At 44.8% G+C, this 15,307-nt stretch carries 16 protein-coding genes; 11 read left to right on the top strand and 5 right to left on the bottom strand.

All coding sequences use genetic code 11. From position 1 onward, the window contains the following. The 10 genes from phrB to CXF86_RS04335 all read left to right on the top strand — a co-directional run bounded on the left by phrB (position 1) and on the right by CXF86_RS04335 (position 8,225). Positions 1 to 1,473 (top strand): deoxyribodipyrimidine photo-lyase, encoded by a 1,473-nt coding sequence (gene phrB / locus CXF86_RS04380; RefSeq protein WP_102038425.1) that lies wholly within the window; start codon positions 1 to 3, stop codon positions 1,471 to 1,473. Continuing rightward, a complete protein-coding gene (locus CXF86_RS04375) occupies positions 1,470 to 2,003 on the top strand; it encodes a nuclear transport factor 2 family protein (RefSeq protein ID WP_232775039.1) in 534 nt (177 codons plus the stop codon). The genes phrB and CXF86_RS04375 overlap by 4 nt, the downstream gene beginning before the upstream one ends. Beyond that, entirely contained in the window at positions 2,000 to 2,827 is an 828-nt protein-coding gene (locus tag CXF86_RS04370; protein ID WP_102038424.1) for an SDR family NAD(P)-dependent oxidoreductase, read from the top strand. The genes CXF86_RS04375 and CXF86_RS04370 overlap by 4 nt, the downstream gene beginning before the upstream one ends. Next, complete coding sequence (locus CXF86_RS04365) at positions 2,827 to 4,104, top strand: NAD(P)/FAD-dependent oxidoreductase (RefSeq protein WP_102038423.1); 1,278 nt, start codon at positions 2,827 to 2,829, stop codon at positions 4,102 to 4,104. Before CXF86_RS04370 ends, CXF86_RS04365 begins: the two co-directional genes overlap by 1 nt. Beyond that, a complete protein-coding gene (locus CXF86_RS04360; RefSeq protein ID WP_102038422.1) occupies positions 4,101 to 4,868 on the top strand; it encodes a DUF1365 domain-containing protein in 768 nt (255 codons plus the stop codon). The genes CXF86_RS04365 and CXF86_RS04360 overlap by 4 nt, the downstream gene beginning before the upstream one ends. A gap of 2 nt (positions 4,869 to 4,870) precedes the next feature. Continuing rightward, entirely contained in the window at positions 4,871 to 6,121 is a 1,251-nt protein-coding gene (locus CXF86_RS04355) for an SAM-dependent methyltransferase (RefSeq protein ID WP_102038421.1), read from the top strand. A gap of 1 nt (position 6,122) precedes the next feature. After that, positions 6,123 to 6,638 (top strand): DUF2878 domain-containing protein, encoded by a 516-nt coding sequence (locus CXF86_RS04350; RefSeq protein ID WP_101091261.1) that lies wholly within the window; start codon positions 6,123 to 6,125, stop codon positions 6,636 to 6,638. Positions 6,639 to 6,680: 42 nt separating this feature from the next. Next, positions 6,681 to 7,301: a chalcone isomerase family protein gene (locus tag CXF86_RS04345; RefSeq protein WP_157822912.1), complete on the top strand. Its 621-nt coding sequence runs from the start codon at positions 6,681 to 6,683 to the stop codon at positions 7,299 to 7,301. A 14-nt stretch (positions 7,302 to 7,315) separates the two neighbouring features. Next, on the top strand, positions 7,316 to 7,900 hold the full coding sequence (locus CXF86_RS04340) for a DUF3833 domain-containing protein (protein WP_180961013.1): 585 nt from the start codon (positions 7,316 to 7,318) through the stop codon (positions 7,898 to 7,900). Positions 7,901 to 8,036: 136 nt separating this feature from the next. Continuing rightward, positions 8,037 to 8,225 (top strand): hypothetical protein, encoded by a 189-nt coding sequence (locus tag CXF86_RS04335; RefSeq protein ID WP_101091264.1) that lies wholly within the window; start codon positions 8,037 to 8,039, stop codon positions 8,223 to 8,225. A 52-nt stretch (positions 8,226 to 8,277) separates the two neighbouring features. On the opposite strand, the gene CXF86_RS04330 is transcribed toward CXF86_RS04335, so the two are convergent. The 5 genes from CXF86_RS04330 to CXF86_RS04310 all read right to left on the bottom strand — a co-directional run bounded on the left by CXF86_RS04330 (position 8,278) and on the right by CXF86_RS04310 (position 13,316). Continuing rightward, positions 8,278 to 8,622: a DUF3634 family protein gene (locus tag CXF86_RS04330; protein WP_101091265.1), complete on the bottom strand. Its 345-nt coding sequence runs from the start codon at positions 8,620 to 8,622 to the stop codon at positions 8,278 to 8,280. A gap of 458 nt (positions 8,623 to 9,080) precedes the next feature. After that, entirely contained in the window at positions 9,081 to 9,803 is a 723-nt protein-coding gene (locus CXF86_RS04325) for a TorF family putative porin (protein WP_102038419.1), read from the bottom strand. A gap of 123 nt (positions 9,804 to 9,926) precedes the next feature. Next, positions 9,927 to 10,298, bottom strand: coding sequence for a cupin domain-containing protein (locus CXF86_RS04320; RefSeq protein WP_219621796.1), 372 nt, complete (start codon positions 10,296 to 10,298; stop codon positions 9,927 to 9,929). 65 nt (positions 10,299 to 10,363) lie between these two features. Continuing rightward, the gene (locus CXF86_RS04315) at positions 10,364 to 11,857 is read right to left on the bottom strand and encodes a CoA-acylating methylmalonate-semialdehyde dehydrogenase (RefSeq protein WP_102038418.1); all 1,494 of its coding nucleotides are present in this window, start codon (positions 11,855 to 11,857) and stop codon (positions 10,364 to 10,366) included. Positions 11,858 to 11,975: 118 nt separating this feature from the next. Further along, the gene (locus CXF86_RS04310; RefSeq protein ID WP_101091268.1) at positions 11,976 to 13,316 is read right to left on the bottom strand and encodes an omega-aminotransferase AptA; all 1,341 of its coding nucleotides are present in this window, start codon (positions 13,314 to 13,316) and stop codon (positions 11,976 to 11,978) included. Positions 13,317 to 13,599: 283 nt separating this feature from the next. Here CXF86_RS04310 and CXF86_RS04305 point away from each other — a divergent pair, with 283 nt between their 5' ends. Further along, a complete protein-coding gene (locus tag CXF86_RS04305) occupies positions 13,600 to 15,099 on the top strand; it encodes an aldehyde dehydrogenase (protein WP_102038417.1) in 1,500 nt (499 codons plus the stop codon). Positions 15,100 to 15,307: the final 208 nt, after the last annotated feature.

Here is a 15,307-nt window from a genome sequence, read left to right as displayed (position 1 = left end):
ATGGCGGCTGAAAAGGTAAATACACTGGTTTGGTTTCGAAGCGATCTGCGGGTGCAAGATAACCAAACATTAATGGCGGCTTGCGAACATGCAGTAAGCAAGGGCCTGTTGCTGCGGGCTATTTTTATTGCTACGCCGCAGCAGTGGCTGCAACATGATGTAGCGCCAATTCAGTTGGACTTTATCGAACGGCAGCTAAATGAATTGGCTGTCGCTCTTGCCGCCCTTGGGATCCCGTTGGACGTTTATCACCTTAATACCTTTGACGATATTCCAGCATATCTAAAACAATATGTTGAGCAGTGGCAGGTCGATAGTGTATTTGCCAGCAGTGAGCCTGAGTTTAATGAGTGTCAGCGCGATCTCGCTGTCGCCGCAAAGGTGAATTTAAGCCTATATCAACAGCATTGCCTGTTAGCCCCATTGAGCGTGCTCAACTTAGCGGGAAAGATGTATAAGGTCTTTACCCCGTTTGGTAAAAAGTGGCGTGAAATAGCCAGATCTAAGCCAATACACACACTCGTTACTCCTAATGCAATCGCTGCGCCTATCAGGGTGACTGAGCCCGTTCGACTGCAGTGTGCAAAAGTGTGCAGCAAAGCTTGGGCTGTTGGAGAACATGCGGCGTTAGCCCAATTACGAGAATTCGCGTTAACTAAAGCGGCAGACTATAAGGCGTTTAGAGACTTTCCTGCAATTGATGGCACCAGCCAAATATCGGCCTATCTCGCTGTCGGCATTCTCAGTTCACGTCAATGCATTGTGGCCCTGCTCAGTCATTATCCCGATGCATTAGTCCACGATGAAAGCCCCGGCCGTTGCTGGCTAAATGAGATCATCTGGCGAGAGTTTTATCGTCACTTGCTGGTGGCCTTTCCTCGGCTTTCAAAAGCGCAGAACTTTAACCCATTAGCCGACAATATCGTTTGGCGAAATAATGAAACAGAGTTTAAAGCTTGGTGTGATGGCCGCACCGGATATCCACTGGTGGATGCGGCGATGCGCCAGCTAAATCAAACAGGTTGGATGCATAACCGTTTAAGGATGGTAGTCGCGAGCTTTCTGACTAAACATCTGCTGATTGATTGGCGCTGGGGCGAACGTTACTTCAGGCAGAAACTTATCGATGGTGACTTGGCCGCCAATAATGGTGGTTGGCAATGGTCTGCGGGCACAGGTTGTGACGCTCAACCCTATTTCAGAGTATTTAATCCGATTTCACAATGTGAAAAGTTTGATCCTACTGGTGAGTTTATTCGTAACTATCTACCAGAGCTTAAAGGTGTGGATTTGAAGTTAATTCATAAACTTAAAATACCGACCCAAGCGCAACTTTTTTCAGATAGTCACTATATTTGCCCGATCGTCGATCACAAACTTGCCCGTGAGCGAGCGTTAAAAGAGTTGGCTGCGATGAAACGCGGTAACAACCCAGTGGCAGCGATAGATTTAGATAAGGAGATTTTCGGATGACAATCACTGCAGATACAACCATGGAAGTTTCGGTCGCCGCAATGAGCGCCGTCAATAATAGCGCTAATGCGATATTAGACAGCCAACAAGCCAGTGTCGATATCCTGTCTCAAGAGATTATTGAGCGCTTTGTCTCTGTCTATCAACAGCTCAATAAAGACAACCTAGGGTTACTTGGTGATATCTACTCGGAAGACATTTGTTTTATTGATCCACTGCATAAAATTGCTGGGTTAACCGCACTAACAAGTTACTTTGAAACGCTTTATCAAAATGTTGAATCGATAGATTTTGTTATACATCAAGTGGTGCGAGATGACGGTGCTGCAGCATTAAAATGGACCATGAACTTAGTTCACCCTAAGCTGAATGCGGGTAACGGCATTAGCGTTGATGGCATGAGTTTACTGATGTTTACCGATAAAATTCATCATCATCAAGACTATTTTGATCTCGGTGCAATGCTTTATGAACAGCTGCCTATCGTTGGTGGATTAATTGGTTTTATCAAGTCAAAGGTGGCTAAATGACCACTCTGACAGAGGCAACCCAAACACAAAAAAGCGTGCTGATCACAGGTGCGAGTTCAGGCATAGGCTTGCAACTGGCTCATGACTATTTAGCGCAAGGCTGGCAAGTCTATGCCTGTGGCCGTAATGAGCAAGGGCTAGCCACGCTTGCTGGCGCAAAGAAGCTGTTATTTGATATTAATGATACTGACGCCATCGGCGTACAAGCCGACTTGATAAAAGCAGATAAAATGCAGCTCGACTTAGTCATCTTGAATGCAGGGACCTGTGAGTATGTTGATGATGCTATCCATTTTGACGGCCAGTTATTCGAGCGAGTCATTCGCACCAATGTGATCTCTATGGGGCACTGTTTAGCGGCTTTTATACCCTTAATTAAAACGGGAGGGCGTATTGGCTTAATGGGCTCCAGTGCGGTATATCTGCCATTTCCAAGGGCTGAGGCATATGGTGCATCAAAGGCGGCAGTGCAATATTTGGCCAGTAGTTTGTCGCTGGATCTAAAGCCTCATGGCATTGGCGTGAGTGTTATTTGCCCTGGGTTTGTAAAGACCCCACTCACTGATAAAAATAATTTTGCGATGCCAATGCAGCAAACGCCTATTCAAGCGTCAGTAGCAATAAGACAAGGTCTTGATAAAGGCCGTCAAGAGATACACTTTCCACGTCGCTTTACCCTCATTTTAAAATTTATATCCTTGTTGCCCCGCGGTATTTGGCAAAAAATGGTCCAGCCAAGTCAAGCATCAGCTGTGGAACAAGTGACTGAGCCTGAGGCTAACCGGCATTCAAATAAGCCGACAGATAATAGGAAGGTGCGCTAATGGAATCTGCAGCAAACCGCAATAAACGCAAAAAAATTGCCATTGTTGGATCGGGTATTTCAGGTCTTACGTGTGGGTATATTTTATCGCAGAAGCACGATGTCAGTGTTTTTGAAGCTAATGATTATATTGGTGGGCATACCGCGACTGTCGATGTCGATATGGATGGCAAACGCTATGCTATCGATACTGGTTTTATCGTGTTTAATGATCGCACCTATCCGCGATTCGAACAGTTGCTGGCTCGCCTTGAGGTTAAGGCAATAGCCACAGAAATGAGTTTCAGCGTACACAACTCGCTGACTAAACTTGAATATAATGGCAACACCCTGTCTAGCCTTTTTGCGCAGAAGCGCAATCTATTCCGCCCTCGTTTTTGGCTGTTTATTAGAGAGATTTTACGGTTTAACAAGTTATGTAAGCAAGCATACTCAGACGACCATTATGCTTATCAAACATTAGGTGAATTACTCGATAAAGAGCGTTTTAGTGAGTTCTTCAGTTTGCATTACATACTGCCTATGGGCGCGGCTATTTGGTCATCGAGCATAGAGGATGTGAAAGCCTTTTCGCTACGATTCTTTATTCAGTTCTTTCAGAATCATGGCTTGTTGAATATTGCCGACAGACCGCAATGGTATGTACTTGAAGGCGGATCTCGTAGCTATATTGCTGACTTAACCGCCCCTTTTGCCTCCTCTATTCATTTGAATAGCCCTGTTAATGCGATTGAACGCAATGATGCAGGCGTGAAAATTAAGGTCAACGATCAGTGGTTGCAATTCGATGAGGTGATCTTAGCCTGTCATAGCGATCAAGCGTTGGCGATGCTAAGTGATGCCAGCGAGGATGAACAACAAGTATTGAGTAAACTGACTTATCAAAATAATGAAGTGGTTTTGCACTGTGATGAGTCTTTATTACCAAAGCGTAAGGCCGCTTGGGCAAGTTGGAATTATCGCTTAGATGGTGATACCAAGAAGCAAGCCTCAGTGACTTACAATATGAACATATTGCAGTGTCTACCTAGCGATGCGCCCACCTTTTGCGTCACCTTGAACCAGTCTGAGCTAATTGATACAAACAAAATAGTGCGCAGCTTTAATTATTCACACCCGGTATTTAATGAACAAACCTTGCTAGCTCAATCTCAAAAGTCATTGATCTCAGGCGTTAATCATACTCATTTTGCTGGTGCTTACTGGTATAACGGCTTTCATGAAGATGGCGTTCACAGCGCATTTGATGTGTGTGAAGCATTTGGGCTACGCCTATGAATATCCAGCTAAATAGCGGTATATATAAAGGAGATGTTAAGCATCGACGTTATAGTCCACGCAAACATAATTTTGATTATGAAATAGCAATGTTGGTGCTCGATCTTGACGAGCTGAACGTGATCGAACAGATGAGTTGGTTATTTTCAACCACAGGTTTTGCACCACTGATGTTTAATCAAAAAGATTATCTAAATGAACAGGTAAAGACTTCTGACTCCGCTATTATCGCGGATAACCTCAAAGCAAGAGTGTTGAATAAAGTCGATGAGTTAGGCGGCGATATTGAGTGTGAACGAGTGCTTTTTGTGGGTCAGGTAAGGCACTTTGGCATCTATTTTAGCCCGATTAATTGTTTCTTTTGCTACCAAGGTAGCGACGTCAGATACATGTTGGCTGAAGTCAGTAATACGCCGTGGAATCAACGTCATTACTACCTTGTTGATCTTAATAATCCGCAGCCCAGTGATAAGGCGTTTCATGTGTCACCCTTTATGGACTTAAACATGAAATACATATGGCGCATAGAGCCGCCATCTTCGTCTGTCAAAGTCGGGATTGAGAACCGAAGTACGCAAAAATTATTTGATGTTAACTTGTGTCTATTTCGACGGGAAATGAGCCACCATAGTTTACGCACAATGCTGCTGCAGTTCCCCTTTATGACACTCAAAATAGTGCAAGGGATCTATTGGCAAGCACTGAAACTATTTATAAAGCGCGTGCCTTTTATTGGGCATCCAGACAAGTCAGCGGAGAGATAATAATGGACAATACTGTAACCAAGAAAAGTCTGACTAGCGCAGCTTTACCCGATAGCTTAGCGAGAAAGTTATTGCTAAGCGTATTACCAGGGCTAGCCGATGGTCACTTAAGTTTGATCGACGGCGATAATAGCTATGAGTTCGGCAGCAAGGATTCAGATCTACATGCAACGTTAATCGTCAAGCATCCCCGTTTCTATCGGCAGATCTTGTTGTCTGGTTCTATTGGTGCGGGTGAAGCCTACATTCAAAACGACTGGACCAGTCCCGATCTCACCAAGGTGGTACAGATCTTTGCCAAAAATTTGCCGTTGCTGGATAAATTAGAGCAGAAGTTATCTTGGTTGACCACACCTTTTAGCAGAGTCGCTCATCTGTTCAAGCGTAATACACAAGCAGGCTCAAAGAAGAATATTTTGGCCCATTACGACTTAGGCAATGACATGTACCAAGCCTTTCTTGATAAAGAAATGCTGTATTCAAGTGCGTTGTATCCGCATGCTGACGCTTCATTAGAGGAAGCACAGCAACATAAACTTAAGACTATTTGTGAGCGACTCGACTTGAAAGCTGGGCAAACGCTGCTTGAGGTCGGCACTGGTTGGGGAGCCCTCGCCATTTATGCTGCTAAGCACTACGGCGTGAAAGTGACAACGACAACCATTTCAGATGCCCAGTTTGAATATGCAGTAGCGCGAGTGATACAGGAAGGGTTAACGGACAGTGTCACCTTGCTTAAAGACGACTACCGGATCTTAACCGGAGAGTATGATCGCGTGGTTTCTATTGAGATGATTGAGGCGGTAGGGCATGAGTACTTACCCGGATTCTTTAAGAAACTACAAGCACTGTTAAAGCCCAATGGACGCCTATTAATTCAAGCGATCACCATCGTCGATCAGCGCTATAACAGTTATCGCAAGAGTGTTGATTTTATTCAGCGCTATATTTTCCCTGGCGGCTGTTTACCGTCTGTAACGCGCATGAACAATGAACTGACTAAACACACTGATTTTGTCACTTGGTCAGTGGATGATATGGGCTTGGACTATGCTAAAACCGTCAAGGACTGGCAGGACAATTTCGACGCTGCGTTACCAAAAATTAAGGCGCTAGGTTATGGCGATGATTTTATCCGTATGTGGAAATTCTACCTAAGTTATTGTGAAGGTGGCTTCCTTGAACGCACCACCAGTGCAGTTCACCTAGTCGCGGTTAGACCGCAATATCGCCCTACGCAGCAACAGGGTTAATATGTTTCAGGTTTGGGTCGATAAGTTAGCATCGCAATATTTAACGGTCGTTAATTTGCTAATGTTCCAATGTGTGTGGTGGTTATCTATTTTGTACCAAAATAGCGCATTGGGACTTAGCTTAGGTTTGTTGTTGTTTCATTTCATCTTATCAAGCCGGATGCAGCTTGATTTCATGCTAATGCTGAAAGTGGTGCTGTTGGGGATCGCTGTTGATTCTGGGTTGATCTTTAGCGGTGTTTTTCATTTTAGTGAGACACCTTACTGGCTCATATTACTTTGGTGTCACTTTGCTATCAGTCTAGGTTACAGTTTGGCGTTTACTCAAAAACTACCATGGTATATCAATGCTTTACTCGGAGGCGTGTTTGGCTGTATCAGCTATTTAGCCGGAGCGCGCTTTGATGCCGTTCACCTGCCGCTGGAGTATTTAAGCAGTGCAATGATCTTGTTTGCCATCTGGATCGTAATATTCCCTATATTCGTCAATATCAGCAGGCGAATGCTCAAGGATTAACGCCCCGTTTGTTCTCTGAATGATTTTATAGGAATGGTTAACATGGGTTATTCTGTTGTAAATCGCACTATCTTATTGACCGTCTTCATGTTTAGCGCTGCTTGCCTTGCGCAAGAGGGGCCGGTTGAGGAGCTGACTCACACCATTCCTCCTAATCCCACGCCAGATTTACCCTCTACAGTAGACGCTCAAGTTGAGCAGAGTTTTGCAGCCAGTGTTGCATCATTTCAAGAAGTGGGGCGAGGCGAGATGCAGTGGTGGTGGTTTACACTTTACCGAGCAAGGTTACTGACGCCTGATGGCGCTTATAGGCAAGGGCAGTATCCGCTAGTATTAGACATTGAGTACTACCAAGATATCCCTAGTTCACGTTTGCTCGAAGCAACGTTAGATCAATGGCAGCATCTCGGCCTAGACGACAACCGTCAGCTGCTGTGGCAAACCACTCTTAGTGAGCTTTGGCCTGATGTTACAGAAGGTGACAAGTTGAGCCTTAAGGTGATGAGTCCGCAAGTTAGCCAATTTTATTTCAACGGAAAACCACTGTCCAAGGCGATGCCTGCAGGTTTTAGTGACGACTTCTTATCGATTTGGTTGTCGGATCAAACCAGTCGCCCAGACCTTAGAAAACAGTTACTCGGGGAGGTCGCATGCGATTGTTAAGCAAACAGAAAGACATCAGATTTTTGGCTATCGCGTCATTTAGGGTTTTGTTTACCCTGTGCGTCGCACTATTACTTAATGCGTGCACCAGTCGCGATATTGAAGATTACCAAGATAGCACTCCAAACTTGGATTTAAAGCAGTTTTTTGATGGTTCGCTAACGGCCCACGGTGTGGTTGAGGATTTTAGTGGCCATGTTGTACGGCGTTTCACCGTCAAAATGTTTGCCCGCTGGGACGGTGATAACGGTGAGATAAAAGAGTGGTTTATCTATGATGACGGCGAGAAGCAAACTCGCATTTGGAATATCGTTAGCTTAGGTAAGGGCAACTATTCTGGTGGGGCAAATGATATTTTAGGTGATGCCACTGGCCGCGCTGTTGGCATGGCACTGCAGTGGGAGTATGAAATGTTATTGCCCGTTGATGACAGTGAATATCAAGTACGCTTCGATGATTGGATGTATCTAGTAGATGAAAATACCATTATCAATCGCAGCGATATTATCAAGTTTGGCATTACCATGGCACAAGTCACGTTGGTTATCACCAAGCAACCAACGGCAGATTTTTCCGATTTGACCATAGCAGTGGATTGAGCCGACCTGAATAATAGTAAGAAATCGCATTTACTATCAGCCAATAATTCATGTAGGGTAACCGTTAGGGTATTCAACTGAACTCTTAATTACGGACTCGAGGTTATAAGTTCAAGTTATTAAAAAGGAATTGTTAATGAAATTTGTCGCTATTTTATCAGCGCTTTTTGTATTGTCGGCCTGTGGTTCCAATGCCAGTTATTCTGTCTCAGCCAGTTCTGATGACGACGTGATGAGTTCAAGGCAGGCGCCTATGGTAAATGATAGTACGCCTATCATTAATGACGAACTGACCAAAGAAGCGGAAGAGAAAGAGAAAAAATAGGCAAAAAGTCAATCGAGCGTAAATCAAATTTACGCTCTCAAGCTCGCAATCGTTAAGATGTTTTACGGCTATTATCGACCTGCTTTTTATCATAATACTCAAACGGGAACATATTTCTGATCCTTTGAGTGACGTCATCGCCGACATTCGCCGACACATGCAGCCTGACTCCACCGAGCTTTTCCGCTCTAACGGTGCAAGTGAGCTTGTTAGATTTAGCGATAGCGCGACACTCTTTTTCAAACTTTTCTGGGATCTTACCTTTGTGGGAGCTGAGTCGGCCCTCTTTAAAGTGCATCTCAAATACAGTTAATCCTTTCTTACCGCTGAAAATCAATTTGTAGACCAAAAAAATACCGAGAGCAATAACAGCGATTTTAACTAGTGTTGGCGTCATATTTATTCCTTTTGCTTTAATCCAATTTTTAAACCTTGAGCCTTAAGGCTAAGATACTCTGGCTGGTCATTTTTTTAAAGTAGCCAGAGCACAGTTTGCCAAGATTTGTAATCTTTCGATCACTAGGATCTACTTTAGTGTAGTCAAGGGATTTAGTGTGTCGGTCTATTTTCTGTAAAGGATGAAAAAGTATGATCGCTTCAAACATACAAGGGTGATCGGTGTTGTGTCAGTAGTAGGCTGACCTAATAGATAATCAAACGCGGGTTTTTCAGAGCGCAGTGAGGAACATGCTAATTTAAGTAAGTATTAGTGCAAGGTTAGTTAACTGCCCTGCAATGGCGAGGCTATTTTAATACCCAAGTTAAGGTCATCACTCTGAGCTTTGGTGAATGTCTCATAAAAAAACCGCCATTAGGCGGTTTTTATAAGGAGGGATCAGGTTCGCAACAACGGGCTTAGAAAGCGTAACTTGCTGATGCTAAAACAGTACCGTCATTTCTCCAAGGCTCTGAAGAGTCGATGATATTTTCGCTGCTTAGGTTAGTGTCTAGCCAGGCTACAGACAACGCCACGCCGCCCAACTCTGTCGAGACGCCAATAGAATAATCAGCATAGTTTTCGCCCCAATCATAGTCAGCACCGTCACCATAGCTATAACCTACGTGAGCATCAATACTCCAGTTTTCAGCAATTTCATAAGAGTAGTTTAGCTCGGTATAGTTAAGTGATATGTCTTTATTGGAGTAGTCGTTGGTGTACCACTGCGCTAGATGAAAATCAGCAAAGTAAAGACCCACAGAGGCTTCTAAATACTGTGTGCTTTCATCTTGTCCTGGATAAGTGTAGTAAGTCAAAGTGACATCGTATTCTACGGCATCATCTTCGCCAAAAGCGCCAGCGTAGCCCGCATAGATATCGATTTCGACATCAGCATCATAACTGTCATCATCTACGTTACTTGCCCAAGCACCTAAAAATAGGCCGTTGTCCATGCTGAAATCGACGCTGCCTTGCACGGCAAAGTCACCGGCGGTTTGTGACACACCGCGAAAGCGATAATCATTGGTGACACTGATTTCGCCTGACACTTCAGCTTGAGCCAAAGGTGCGATTAGCGCTGTAGATAAGGTAAGACCGACAACTAGGGCAATCCGTTTTTTATTGAATTTTTTATACACGGTAGTTTCTCCATTTACTATGTTGACTTAGATGCTCTATTTTTATGTTTTAAGCACCTTTCGGTTTTGCCAAACAGCAGCGTTTGCTACGACCTCATGGCTAAATAATGATTTCACATTCCTTTACTGCTGATTAGGCTCGAAAATCACATATACTTTACGGCAGCTCTCAAGTACCTCCCAAGTACCTTTAAACCCGGCTGGGATCACAAATCTATCACCCGTTCTAACGGTCATTTGAGTACCGTTACTGTCAGTGATAACACTGGCACCCGATAGAATTTCACAATATTCATGTTCGCTATAAGCAACTTTCCAGCGACCTATATCACCCTGCCAAACACCGACATGGAATTGATCGCAGTCACTTGAGTAATGATTCTGTAAGTGCTGCTCAGGGTCGCCCTGCAATACTTTTTCGGCACTGAGTTTGTAACGTTCAACAGCAGTATTGATCGCTGCAAAATTAATGATTGAGTCGATACCTATGGTCATTGAACTGTCCATTTTATTCCTATATTCAAATAGCAAATGCGCAGCGTTAACTGCGCATCTAGGGGCTATTTCATCGTTGGCATTACAAACTCAGCTTTTGATTGCTTGCTTGGCTGAGGCCAGCGCGCGGTAATCGCTTTGCGCTTGGTGTAAAAGCGCACTCCATCTGGACCATGCATATGCAAAGGACCAAATAGCGAACGTTTCCAACCGCCAAAACTATGAAACGCCATCGGTACAGGGATAGGGACATTGACGCCGACCATACCCACTTGTACGTGGTGACAGAAATGGCGCGCCGCTTCACCGCTTTGGGTAAAGATCGCAGTGCCGTTACCAAACTCATGGTCGTTGATGAGTTGCAGCGCTTCGGCGTAATCTTTGACGCGCACAATGGCGAGTACAGGGCCAAAAATCTCTTCTTTGTAGATAGTCATTTCTGGTGTGACATGGTCAAATAAGCAGCCACCTAAGAAGTAGCCTTGTTCATGATCCGTCACTGTTAGCTGACGACCATCGGCGAGTAACTTGGCGCCTTCGTTCACGCCCGTTTCAATATAGTTAGTGACTTTCTCTAAATGCTGAGCAGAGATAAGTGGTCCCATGTCCATCTCTGGGGTGACACCGTTGCCGACTTTTAGCGACTTGATTTGAGGCAATAGTTTTTCGACTAAAGCATCACCTGAATCACCCACTGCCAGTACCACAGATATCGCCATACAACGCTCGCCAGCACTGCCGTATGCAGCGCCCATTAGTGAGCCAACGGCCTGATCTAAATCAGCATCTGGCATCAGCACCATATGGTTTTTAGCCCCGCCCAATGCTTGGACGCGTTTACCGTGTGCCGATGCCGTTGCGTAAATATATTCCGCAATTGGGGTGGAGCCGACAAAGCTAATAGCATGTACATCTTTATGGGTGAGTAGCGTATCTACCGCTTCTTTGTCACCGTTAACAACGTTGAATACACCATCTGGTAAGCCCGCTTCGGTAAGGAGTTCAGCCATACGCATGACTGAGCTTGGATCTTTTTCAGACGGCTTCATGATAAAGCTATTACCGCAGGCAATTGCGATAGGGAACATCCACATTGGCACCATCACCGGGAAGTTAAACGGGGCAATACCCGCTACCACGCCCAATGATTGATTGAGTGTCCAAGCATCAACGCCACCGCCAACTTGCTCGGTATGTTCGCCTTTGAGTAGATGAGGAATACCACAGGCAAACTCAACCACTTCAAGACCACGAATAATTTCACCTTTGGCATCATCAAGCACTTTTCCGTGTTCGCGGGTGATAAGTTCGGCCATCTGATCCATATTGGCTTCGACTAACGCCTTGAACTTAAACAGGACGCGCGCCCGGTTTAGCGGGGTGACTTTAGACCAAGACTCATGGGCCTTTTTTGCTATTTCAATTGCATCTACAACATCCGCTGCGCTGGCTAAAGAAACGGTAGCGCGTTGCTCTCCCGTTGCGGGTTCAAAAATCGCTTGTGTACGTTGGCTAGGCGATGTGTGGCCGCCATTAATGTAATGGTTAATCGTGTGCATAGCGCAAAATCCTAATGTTATTCCCTGCTGGGAACCAAGGGTGTTAATGAGTGTTAATGGATCCGCCTATGACATCATTCGCGCAAACTGGCGCGACAACATGCAATAGGCACAGAGATTAACCGACAGCGGTAATCGCATCCGATAAGGTGTTAATGATGGTATCGATCTGGTGTTTATCGATAATTAAAGGTGGGGAGATCGCAATGATATCGCCAGTCGCGCGCACTAATGTGCCATTAGCAAAGCAATGCTCAAATATACCGAAGCCTCGCTTACCTGCGCCTTTGTCACTGGGAGAAAACTGAATGCCGCCGACTAAGCCTATGTTACGAATATCGATAACATTCGGTAAGCCTTTTAAGCTATGCACCGCATCTTCAAAGTAGCCTTCAAGCTCGCGGCTACGTTCAAATAGTTTTTCATTTTCGTAGATATTAAGAGTGGCAATAGCAGCGGCTGCCGCAACGGGGTGACCGGAATAGGTGTAACCATGAAACAGTTCAATGGCATTTTCAGGTCCCTGCATACAGGCGTCGTAAATATTGTCATCAATCAGTACCGCCCCCATAGGGATCGCACCATTATTGAGTGCTTTAGCTGTGGTGATCATATCGGGAGTCACACCCCAACGTTGGCTAGCAAATGCATCGCCCACCCGGCCAAAGCCGGTAATCACTTCATCGAAAATTAATAAGATGCCGTACTTTTTAGTGATTTCTCGTAGTTTTTGCAGATAGCCTTCTGGTGGCAAGATAACGCCAGCAGAGCCTGACATAGGTTCAACAATCACAGCCGCGATATTCTCTGCGCCATGAAGCGCAACAAGCTGTTCAAGTGCTTCTGCTTTTTCAGCACCGGTTTTAGGCATACCGCGACAAAACGCGTTTTCTTTCATGTCTAATGTGTGCGGAAGGTGATCAACACCTTGTAGTAACTGTTGGCTAAATGTCTTACGATTATTCCCAATACCGCCCACTGAAATACCCCCAAAGCCTACGCCATGATAGCCAAGCTCACGGCCGATAAAGCGCGTTCGAGTTGCCTGACCATTGGCACGGTGATAGGTGAGTGCGATTTTAAGTGCGCTATCGACAGATTCAGAACCTGAGTTAGTAAAGAAAACTTTATTAAGACCTTCAGGGCTTATCTGCGCTAGGCGTTCAGCGAGTTCAAATGCAAGTGGGTGACCCATCTGAAAGGAGGGGGCGAAGTCCAGTTGGTGGATCTGTTTAGACACCGCTTCTGAGATTTCTTTGCGTCCATGACCGGCATTGCAGCACCATAATCCTGCAGTGCCATCTAATATGGGGCGACCAGCGGTGTCTCTATAATACATACCTTCGGCTTGGGCCAACATTCGTGGATTAGACTTAAATTGTCTATTGGCCGTAAAAGGCATCCAGTAATTTGATAAAGACGGTGTTTCGCTGTGATGTTGCGTCTGTGAATCTGCCATATCATCTACCTTGATTCAGTTTAATTATTGTTGTTTTTTTTGTATCTGTTGCTTTTTTAATCAAGCGGTTGATATTTGCTATGCTATGTCAGAAATAATGAACATGAAAGCTTTTTGTGCATTTATTTATAGCAAAAGTGAACTTTTTGTAAAATATATTGAAACTTAGGCGTCATTAAGCGTAATCTTGGGCAACACCTTACTGCGGGAATTTGCTATTTATAGGCAAAATTACCGTATTGAAAACAATTCTAATAATTAAATTCAGTGTTAAGAGGCCTTCATGAGCACACCAGAAAATCGCAGTCAGTGGCAAACACTCGCAGATACAATGTCAATTAACGGCGCAGCATTTATTGCGGGTGATTACGTTGAATCACAGTCTAAAGAGACCTTTGATTGCATCAGTCCTATCGACGGTAAAGTACTGGCTAAAGTGGCTAGTTGTGATGAGGCTGACGCCAATATTGCTGTTAGCAATGCCAGAGAAACATTTGAAAGTGGTGTGTGGGCGCATCTTCCTCCTGTAAAACGTAAGCAGATAATGATTCGTTTTGCCGATTTGCTAGATGAAAATATTGATGAGCTGGCCCTGCTTGAAACCTTAGATATGGGTAAACCAATTCAGTATTCTCGCGCTGTCGATGTTGCTGGCGCAGCTCGCTCTATTCGCTGGTCTGGCGAAGCTATCGATAAGGTTTATGATGAAATAGCACCCACTGCACATAATGAGATCGGTATGATCACCCGTGAAGCTGTTGGTGTGGTTGCCGCGATTGTCCCTTGGAATTTTCCGCTATTAATGGCGTGCTGGAAACTTGGGCCTGCATTGGCAACGGGTAATAGTGTGATATTAAAGCCATCAGAAAAGTCACCTTTAACCGCTATTCGTATCGCGCAAATCGCCATCGAAGCCGGTATTCCTAAAGGTGTACTCAACGTACTGCCAGGTTTTGGTCACACTGTTGGCAAAGCACTGGCACTGCATATGGATGTCGATACCTTGGTGTTTACTGGTTCAACCAAGATTGCTAAACAGTTAATGGTCTATGCGGGTGAGTCGAACATGAAACGTGTTTGGCTAGAAGCGGGCGGCAAGAGCCCTAATATTGTGTTTAACGACACCCCAGATCTAAAGAAAGCGGCCCAAGCCGCGGCAGCCGCGATAGCCTTTAATCAAGGTGAAGTGTGTACTGCAGGTTCTCGCTTGTTAGTTGAAGCGGGCGTAAAAGATGAGCTTATCGGACTGATTGCTGAAGAGTTACAAAGCTGGCAGCCGGGTCATCCATTAGATCCAAACACCACATCAGGTGCAGTGGTCGATAAGCAGCAGCTTGATAACGTATTGGGTTACATTCAATCCGGTAAAGATGAAGGCGCTACGCTCAACTTTGGTGGTCGCCAAGTGATGCAAGATTCAGGTGGCGTCTATATTGAACCGACTATCTTCTCGGACGTTGATAATAAGATGATTATCGCCAAAGAGGAGATTTTTGGTCCAGTGTTATCGGTGATCACTTTTGAGGGAATGGAGCAAGCGATTGCCATTGCTAACGACAGTATCTATGGCTTAGCTGCTGGCGTTTGGACGGCAGATATCAACAAAGCCCATAAGACCGCCAAAGCGTTGCGCAGTGGCATGGTGTGGATTAACCATTACGATGGCGGTGATATGACAGCGCCTTTCGGTGGCTATAAACAGTCGGGTAATGGTCGTGATAAGTCACTGCATGCTTTTGACAAATACACCGAAATCAAAGCCACTTGGATTTCGCTAGATTAAACTTTTGTAGTCATTAGCTTTGTCATAAGCCAGTCATTTTTATGACTGGCTTTTTTGTTGTTGGTTGATATGCATCTCACCGAACATTGGAATTACTTCTAGTTTAGTTAAACTCAGTATTAACTAATTGCTATTAAAGCAGCAGCCTTACGGCCGAGAAAGTCGTGGCGCTTCGCCCATTCTTGTAATCAAGAGCAGAGCCAAGGGA

The organism is Shewanella sp. GutCb (assembly GCF_002836135.1).
Taxonomy (GTDB): Bacteria; Pseudomonadota; Gammaproteobacteria; order Enterobacterales; family Shewanellaceae; genus Shewanella.
The sequence above is the reverse complement of the archived record's forward strand: the minus strand, read 5'-3'. Positions and strand labels throughout refer to the sequence as shown.